Here is an 8,090-nt window from a genome sequence, read left to right as displayed (position 1 = left end):
GTATAAGAGACAGCATCTGCTCCTGATAATTTCCATTTTTAATAAGGTAAAAGTAGAAAGTATTTTCTCTATAGATTTGCCAAGTTTTACTTCAAAACTGTCAGCTCTTTTTCTTTTCCTTCAGTTATCATTTTTAGCATCTGCTCCTGATAACTTCCTTTTTTAATAAGGTAAAAGTAGAAAGTATTTTCTCTATAGATTTGCCAAGTTTTACTTCAAAACTGTCAGCTCTTTTTCTTTTCCTTCAGTTATCATTTTTAGCATCTGCTCCTGATAACTTCCATTTTCAATAAGGTAAAAGTAGAAAGTATTTTCTCTATAAATTTGCCAGCTTTTACTTCAAAACTGTCAATGATTACTATCTGTTATATTCTTTCCGAATTGACTTCTACAAAGTACATCTTAAGCTCTCCTTTTCCTTTTGCCTGGATATTTCCGCGGTATTCAAAAACAAAGCAGTCTTCATTTTTAATAAGGTGATAAAGCGACTCGCTTATATTTACTTTTCCTACCATCCCATTACTTTCTATTCTGCTGGCTGTATTGACAGTATCTCCCCACACATCGTACTGAAACTTTTTCACGCCAACAATTCCTGCGACAATAGGCCCTGCATGAATTCCTAATCGCATTTCAAAAGCAGGCTTATTTGTTTGTATGTTTTCAGTTTTTCTTTCCGCCATAAACCCTTGCATTTCAAGTCCGGCTAAAACAATATTCTTCAATGAATTCTGATCAGGCTTCGGAATTCCTCCCGCAGCCATATAGGAATCCCCTATTGTTTTTATTTTTTCAATTTGATATTTTTCAGAGATAAGATCAAAGGCCCTAAAACATACATTAATTTCTTCTACCAAACTCTGAGGAGACATTTTTTCTGCAGTTTGTGTAAAAGATTTAAAATCTGTAAACAGAATAGATACCAAATTAAAATCTCTGGCATTTACGCTTCCTTTTTGTTTTAGCTCTTCAGCAATCTCTTCCGGAAGAATATTCAGCAAAAGCTCTTCTGAACGATCTTTCTCTACTCTCAATGCTTCTCTGGATTTTCTTACAAAATTGAGTCTGTTCCATAAACCACCGGCTACAACAAGGATAAAGCATAAAGAAACAATGACAATATTCCTTTGTTTTTCTTGTTCTTGTACCTCTTCCTTATGTTTTATCTGAATGGTATGTTCTCTCTTTACATAGGCGATACTATCCGTCAACTGCTGTTTCTGAAACTCCATATTCATCATCCTGTTGGAAGTTTCTTTAGAGTTTAAACTATCTTCAAAAATATTTGATTTTTCATAATAGCTAAGAGCTCTCTTATCATCGTTCAGTTTTTTATAAGACTGGTACAGACAGTCGCAAGCATCTTTTTTTAAGCTGAGAGATCCAATTTTTTGAGCAATAGCAAATCCCTTATTACATAGCTTTACCGCTTCATTATTTTTTCCTTGCTCTATATAAATATTACCGATAGCAATTTGAGAATCACCTATATATTGCTGGCTGTTCATTTCTTTTGCCAGTTGTAATGTATTATTGAAATATGCCAGAGCGTTAGAATAGTCCAGCTTTTTATAAAATAAAGTTCCTAGATTATTGAGTACTTCTATTTTAATCTGCTTATCATTTTGTTCGTTCGCAATACTAAGGGCTTTATTTAGGTTTTTATAAGCAAGATCAAAATCTTTCATCCTAACCTGAATAGATCCGGTTGAATTTAAGTTCTGAGCAATAGCCTTTACATCATTCACTTTTTTATAGACATCATATGCTCTTTTATAATATTTCAAAGCGCTGGTATAATCTTCAAGCTTAGAATAAATACCACCTATATTTTGAGTGGTTATTGCTATTGTCTTCGGATCTTTAATTTCCTTCTGTAGCTCCAATACTTTCTGGTAGCAGCTTAGGGCCTGAGGCAGTTTACCTAAGTAATAATAAGTTCCGCCCATGTTATTGGTAACTGAAGATATTCCTAATTTATATCCGGATTTCTTATATTCAGAGATACTTTTTTCAAAATATGAAAGAGACTGAACATAATTTCCCTGAAGAGAGTAGGAAATCGCCAAATAGCTGTAACAATCTCCCGCTTTTTTAAAGTCTTTATTTTCGTAGTAACTCTCCAGACTTTTATTAAAATATATCACAGATTCCGCAAAATTCCCTGATTCCTGTTTCTTTATACCAATATTCAAAAGGCTGTCTGCCTTGTTTTTAGTGATTGTAGATTGATTCTCTTTTTTTATATGAGTCTGAGAAAACGCTCTAGGGTGATTTCCGATAAATAAAAAACAAAAAAACAATATGTATTTATAATTTATCATAGCGAAAAGGATTTATAGCATTGGTATAAATTAAGTATAGGGTATATCAAATGAATCTCAGACAACGTTTTAGGTTCATTAAAAAATCGTATATAATTCTTGAAAAACATGAATTATACACGATTTATAGAACCTTTACAATCTACCCTCCACCAAAAATACTGCCATCAGAATTAACTGGTTTAATGTAGATGGGTGGGTCTCCTTCATTAGCACCGCCAGATATGATATCCAACTGTTCCTCGTCTAATTCCATATCGTCCATATTCGGCTCTGCCGGAATATTTACAAAAATGGTAGAAGAGTCTGTTTGATCCACAAACGCAAGATTCTTTCCTGCGGGCAAATTAATAGGACTTCCCAAAAAATTCTCCATAGTAGCTACCGGATTCTGGATTAAACTGTTTTTAAATACAGGATCTTTCCATGCTTTTTTTACAACAGACTGTAAAATTTCCTCGTCTTTGATTAAATTCATAATTTTTTTTTTATTGTTAAACGGTATCTGTTCTAATATGGCATGGTAAATTTATTTTGTTTTAGACTGACAGAACTGACAAAAAAGCCGACAAAAAAAAGAAGAAAATGAAGAAATATTCTTTCTGAAAATATTGAAATAGAAATTCAACGGAAATAAAAAAGCCCTCCGTAATACATTACAGAGGGCTTTGTACCCCAGACGGGACTTGAACCCGTACGTCCTTGCGGACACAGGATTTTAAGTCCTGCGTGTCTACCAGTTCCACCACCAGGGCATGGTGTGGGCAAAAAAAAAGATTCGAACCAGAGGTTCCAACCTTTTTAACGACTCTAAAAGAGAACTTTTAGAATAGTGCGGATGAAGGGACTCGAACCCCCACGCCTCACAGCACCAGATCCTAAGTCTGGCGTGGCTACCAATTACACCACATCCGCTGGTTTTGTTGATCTGAATATTCAGATTCAACCTGATTTCTTACAAATATAAGATTTTTATTTAAAGAACACTCTCTATTAAAACAAAAAACCCTCCGTAAGATATTACAGAGGGTCTTGTACCCCAGACGGGACTTGAACCCGTACGTCCTTGCGGACACAGGATTTTAAGTCCTGCGTGTCTACCAGTTCCACCACCAGGGCATGGTGTGGAGCGAAAAACGGGATTCGAACCCGCGACCCCAACCTTGGCAAGGTTGTGCTCTACCAGCTGAGCTATTTTCGCATAGTGCGGATGAAGGGACTCGAACCCCCACGCCTCACGGCACCAGATCCTAAGTCTGGCGTGGCTACCAATTACACCACATCCGCTGGTTTTTTATATTGTAAGTTTTAAAGAGCTTGCTTCGTTTTTGTGAGTGCAAATATAGGACAATTTCCTTTACTACCAAACTTTTCAGGAAAAAAAAATAAAATTTCCATATTTTTTTTTCACGGCTTCTTTTATTACATTTCATTTTCTTACTTTTACATCGTTAATATTTACGATATGGAATTACAAGGAACGGTAAAGAAACTTTTTGATGCTCAAACATTTGCGAGCGGGTTTCAAAAAAGAGAAATGGTTATTTTGACCCAGGAACAGTATCCACAGCCGATAAACATAGAATTTTTATCTGATAAAATCAGTTTATTAGATAACCTTAAAGAAGGAGAAAACGTAAAAGTAGGAATCAACATCAGAGGGAGAGAATGGGTTTCTCCTCAAGGTGAAACTAAATACTTCAACTCTATTACAGGGTGGAGAGTAGAGAAAGTTTTTGATAATGCTTCAGAACCTACTCAGGCTATGCCTCAGCAATCTGCATCTCCAGTTTCTAATGAGAATCCGTTTGCCGGAGACGACGATGATGATTTACCTTTCTAATTAAAGAATAAAGATCAAATATAAATCCTGCTTTTTGAAGTGGGATTTTTTTTCTAAACATGGTCCGATTAGACGAAAACGAGATTTCATTTCCCGACCCAGAGCTGTATGATGGCCATGAGGGAGTAATTGCTTTTGGGGGCGATTTGTCCGTAGAACGTATTTGGTTTGCTTATCAGCTGGGCATTTTTCCATGGTACAATCCCGGAGAGGAAATCCTTTGGTGGTGTCCTGATCCAAGGTTTGTTCTTGTTCCTGAAGATTTAAAGGTTTCAAAATCTATGAGAAAGGTACTCAACAGAAATGTTTTTACTTTTTCTGAGAATAAAAACTTCAGAGAGGTAATCAGGAATTGCCAGCAGGCTACCCGAAAAGGACAGTCAGGCACATGGCTCTCTGATGAATTGATGGAGTCTTTTGTTCAACTCCATGAATATGGCTTAGCCAAAAGCATTGAAGTGTGGCAGGATGAAGAACTTGTAGGTGGTTTTTACGGATTGCAGATTGGAAATGTATTCTGCGGAGAAAGTATGTTTGCTAAGGTAAGTAATGCTTCAAAAGCAGGATTTATCAACTTTGTAGAAAGTAACAAGGACAATATTGAATTAATTGACTGTCAATCACATACCGAACATCTGGAGAGTCTGGGAGCAAAAATGATTACCAAAAAAGAATTTCTAAAAATCTTACACGAAAATAATGAACGCAGATAAAGAAAAGTGGGTTCTTCTGGTTATCCTGAGCATTATCTGGGGATCATCCTTTATTTTAATCAAAAAATCGCTGGAACATTTCAATCCGTTTCAGGTTGGATCTTTAAGGGTTCTTATTGCCGGTATTATTCTGCTTCCGGTTGCTATTTCCAATTACAAGCTTTTCCCTAAAAAACATTTGAAATGGTTGATTCTGGCTGCTTTTACCGGGAATTTCATTCCGATGTTTCTGTTTCCGATCGCTGAAACCGAAATAAGCAGCAGCATTGCAGGGATTATCAACTCTATGATGCCTATTTTTGTCATTATTGTTGGAGCTTTGGTATGGAAGTTCGAAACAACAAAAAAACAAATTGTGGGCACGTTAATAAGCTTCACAGGAGTCTGTATTCTGGCATTTGGTGGTGGAGACAGTGGAGAATTTAAAATGATCCCGATTCTGTTGCTTTTATTGGCTACTTTATGTTACGCAATGAGCACAACGACCGTGAAGTCTAAGCTGATGGAGGTATCTTCTACCGTTTTATCTGCTTTTGTTTTCTCATTTGTTTTATTACTGCCTTCCATTATTGCCTTAACAGGTACAGGATTCTTTTCAGAATTCAGTTTTTCAAAGGATAATCTGATGGGACTTATGTTTGTCAGCCTTTTATCTGTTTTCGGAACCGGATTGGCAATGATGATGAATTATCGTTTATTGAAAGTTTCCTCTCCTCTTTTTGCTTCAACGGTTACTTTGGTAATGCCAATCGTTGCAATTATCTGGGGAATTATTGATGGTGAAAAACTCACTTATTTACAATTTATAGGAGCTGGAATTATTATTGCCGGACTCATATTTTTAAGAACAAATCCAAAAAAATAAAATCATATTATAAATTAAATTATATTTGGATGATTTAACTTATAACTATGAAAAAAATTCTACTTTTGGGGGCTATAGCCTTATCTACACTTTCTTGCTCCAGCTCTGATGACACCCCTTTCGACAACAGTGATCCGTCTAATCAAAGCGTAATTCTTCCCACGAAGATGACTATGGACGGTATTGTAATGAAAGTCAATTACAACGGAACTAAAATCATCAGTATGATTAACAACATTAATCATGGACAAAGAGTGGAGTTCTCCTATACCGAAGATTATGTTTCCGGTATTAAACATTACGAAAATAATGTTCTTGAAAGCGCTGTAGAATATGGATATTCTAATGGGCGCATGGCTTCAGCTATTATAAAGGAATATTCCACTACCGGAACTGTACAGAATACGGTTACATTTACTTATAACTATACCAGTAATACGGAAATCAATGTAAAAAGACAGACGAACTCAGGAACTGCCGGTTCTTCTACGATCAACAGTGTATTTACCTATAACAATGGAAATATGGTAAGTAACGTAGGATCAGGAACAGGAATCGTCAATGGAAATACAGTTAATTACACGGAAAAAGAGACTTATACCTATACTGATAAGAACTATCCTTTCAAAAATGTCAAAGGTTTTGACAAAATTATATTTAACGGAAATGAAAGCAGCGATGGGATAAGCATGTTATTTTCGAATATTAAGAATAGCTTAAGCACTTATAAAGGAGAGTTTACCAATACGACTGCCGGAGGTGGAACAGCAACCGGAACAACATCTCACAAATATACAACCACTTTTAATACTGCTGGTTATCCTTCTGAAGAAAGCAGACAGTCTCTTGATATGAACGGAAATGCAAACACCAGCGCTCCGGATAAATTTTTCTACGAATACAATTATCAATAAAAAAAACCTGCATTTCTGCAGGTTTTCTGTTATCTGTTAGAGAAATTTAGTTCTTTTTCTTCACTTTGCTGGCTTTGACCTTTTTCACTTCGTCTTTAATGAAAGGATATTTTTTTTGCATATCCTTAGCTAAAGAAGGATCAAGTTCCAATGCTTTCTGAAGAGATTCCATTCCTTTATCCTGGTCTTTCAGATTGTAAAAACAATTGCTCAGCTGATAAAACAACTCTGCTCTGTAATGTTTTTTTATCGCTCTGTCTAATACGGTTACTGCATCTTCATACTCTCCTACCAACATTAAAACTTCTGAATAGGCATACCAGTTGTAGAACCTTGAGGGCTCTGCATCCACCAGTTTTTTAAGACAGGAAAGACTTTCTTCAAACTTCCCTGAATCAATGAACAAAAATGCCAATCTCTTCTGATAGTCAAGATTATTTTCATTCAGCTGGGTAGCTTCTTTGGCAAAATGCAATGCTTCAGACATTCCTCCCATTTCTTCATAAAGATAAGACTGCTCCATCATTGCAAGATAAAACTGAGGGTCTTCTCTCAATGATTTCTGAAATGAGTTTAAAGCTAAAATAGGCTGTTTTAAAGCCTTGTTGCATAATCCGATCTTATAAAAAGTAAATGCTTTTGTATATTCCAGCTCCAGCATTTCTTCATAAGTTTCGATGGCCTTCTGGTATTGTCCCAAAGCTTCATAACAAGCTGCTTTATTGGCATATACTCCTACAGAGTTTGAATTGATTGCCAATAAATAATCGTAGCCTCTTATCGCTTCATCATAATTTTTTCTGTTGAAGTAGAATTGTCCGTATTCAAACCATGCGGTTTCAGAATAAGGGAATTCATCTAAATATTCATTAAGAAAGGCAATAGCCTCCTCACTCTTATTCAGGTCACTGAAGCACACCATACAGTTTTCCAACGAATATTCATCCGTAGGATCTTCCTTCAGTGCTTTTCTGTAATGTTTAAGAGCGTTAAAAGGATCTCCGAGATTCACATATTCATCCGCAATAAAGTTGTGGAGAAAGTTTTCTTCTTCCTCTAATGTTAAAGCTTTTTTGCAGATTTCAATGGATTTTCTGGGATTTCCTAAGTTCGAATAATACTTGGCGTAACAAACCAAAAAGTCTGTATGCTCCATAGAAGCGCCTTTCAGTTCGTCAATAAGTTCTTTCGCCGTATTATACTCTTCCCACTCCAGAAGGATTTCAAGTCTTTTGATCTTAATATCCAACGAATTAGGGTGAAGCTTGAGTCCGTAATTAACAGCCATGTCAGCGTAATTAAAATCACCAAGCTCCAAATAATAAACAATAATGTCTTCTAGCTCTTCGGTATCGAAGTAGAATTCGTCATTGTTTTCCATCATTTCCTCGAACTTTTTTACAAGTTCATTTCCAAAATACTCTTCCAATA

Annotated in this window: 7 protein-coding genes and 5 tRNA genes; 4 read left to right on the top strand and 8 right to left on the bottom strand. The window is 35.9% G+C overall.

What is annotated here, in order from left to right:
- Nucleotides 1–365: 365 nt before the first annotated feature.
- The 7 genes from REB14_RS23545 to REB14_RS23515 all read right to left on the bottom strand — a co-directional run bounded on the left by REB14_RS23545 (nt 366) and on the right by REB14_RS23515 (nt 3,611).
- Entirely contained in the window at nt 366–2,324 is a 1,959-nt protein-coding gene (locus tag REB14_RS23545) for an adenylate/guanylate cyclase domain-containing protein (protein ID WP_309523444.1), read from the bottom strand.
- Nucleotides 2,325–2,466: 142 nt separating this feature from the next.
- Nucleotides 2,467–2,802 carry an NHLP leader peptide family RiPP precursor gene (locus REB14_RS23540; protein ID WP_123278760.1) on the bottom strand — a complete coding sequence of 112 codons (336 nt, stop codon included), beginning with the start codon at nt 2,800–2,802 and terminating at the stop codon, nt 2,467–2,469.
- Between the two features lie 193 nt (nt 2,803–2,995).
- Nucleotides 2,996–3,079 (bottom strand) — tRNA-Leu (locus tag REB14_RS23535).
- 78 nt (nt 3,080–3,157) lie between these two features.
- Nucleotides 3,158–3,239, bottom strand: a tRNA-Leu gene (locus REB14_RS23530).
- A gap of 120 nt (nt 3,240–3,359) precedes the next feature.
- Nucleotides 3,360–3,443, bottom strand: a tRNA-Leu gene (locus tag REB14_RS23525).
- Nucleotides 3,444–3,449: 6 nt separating this feature from the next.
- Nucleotides 3,450–3,525, bottom strand: a tRNA-Gly gene (locus REB14_RS23520).
- 4 nt (nt 3,526–3,529) lie between these two features.
- Nucleotides 3,530–3,611: transfer RNA gene (locus REB14_RS23515), tRNA-Leu, on the bottom strand.
- A 178-nt stretch (nt 3,612–3,789) separates the two neighbouring features.
- Here REB14_RS23515 and REB14_RS23510 point away from each other — a divergent pair.
- From REB14_RS23510 to REB14_RS23495, 4 genes are read left to right on the top strand one after another with little or no spacing between them, the layout of a single operon-like run.
- On the top strand, nt 3,790–4,167 hold the full coding sequence (locus REB14_RS23510; RefSeq protein ID WP_041461994.1) for a DUF3127 domain-containing protein: 378 nt from the start codon (nt 3,790–3,792) through the stop codon (nt 4,165–4,167).
- Between the two features lie 59 nt (nt 4,168–4,226).
- Nucleotides 4,227–4,880 (top strand): leucyl/phenylalanyl-tRNA--protein transferase, encoded by a 654-nt coding sequence (gene aat, locus REB14_RS23505; protein WP_079243646.1) that lies wholly within the window; start codon nt 4,227–4,229, stop codon nt 4,878–4,880.
- On the top strand, nt 4,867–5,745 hold the full coding sequence (locus tag REB14_RS23500; RefSeq protein ID WP_309523443.1) for a DMT family transporter: 879 nt from the start codon (nt 4,867–4,869) through the stop codon (nt 5,743–5,745). Before aat ends, REB14_RS23500 begins: the two co-directional genes overlap by 14 nt.
- A gap of 47 nt (nt 5,746–5,792) precedes the next feature.
- On the top strand, nt 5,793–6,659 hold the full coding sequence (locus REB14_RS23495) for a hypothetical protein (RefSeq protein WP_309523442.1): 867 nt from the start codon (nt 5,793–5,795) through the stop codon (nt 6,657–6,659).
- Between the two features lie 46 nt (nt 6,660–6,705).
- Here REB14_RS23495 and REB14_RS23490 read toward each other — a convergent pair whose 3' ends face one another.
- Nucleotides 6,706–8,088: a tetratricopeptide repeat protein gene (locus REB14_RS23490; RefSeq protein WP_309523441.1), complete on the bottom strand. Its 1,383-nt coding sequence runs from the start codon at nt 8,086–8,088 to the stop codon at nt 6,706–6,708.
- Nucleotides 8,089–8,090: the final 2 nt, after the last annotated feature.

Source organism: Chryseobacterium metallicongregator, assembly GCF_031324065.1.
GTDB classification, from domain to species: Bacteria; Bacteroidota; Bacteroidia; order Flavobacteriales; family Weeksellaceae; genus Chryseobacterium; species Chryseobacterium metallicongregator.
The sequence above is the reverse complement of the archived record's forward strand: the minus strand, read 5'-3'. Positions and strand labels throughout refer to the sequence as shown.

Bases quoted from the DNA above. Each gene is read 5' to 3' on its own strand.
- REB14_RS23545 (WP_309523444.1), bottom strand. From the start codon at position 2,324: ATGATAAATTATAAATACATATTGTTTTTTTGTTTTTTATTTATCGGA.
- REB14_RS23540 (WP_123278760.1), bottom strand. From the start codon at position 2,802: ATGAATTTAATCAAAGACGAGGAAATTTTACAGTCTGTTGTAAAAAAA.
- REB14_RS23510 (WP_041461994.1), top strand. From the start codon at position 3,790: ATGGAATTACAAGGAACGGTAAAGAAACTTTTTGATGCTCAAACATTT.
- aat (WP_079243646.1), top strand. From the start codon at position 4,227: ATGGTCCGATTAGACGAAAACGAGATTTCATTTCCCGACCCAGAGCTG.
- REB14_RS23500 (WP_309523443.1), top strand. From the start codon at position 4,867: ATGAACGCAGATAAAGAAAAGTGGGTTCTTCTGGTTATCCTGAGCATT.
- REB14_RS23495 (WP_309523442.1), top strand. From the start codon at position 5,793: ATGAAAAAAATTCTACTTTTGGGGGCTATAGCCTTATCTACACTTTCT.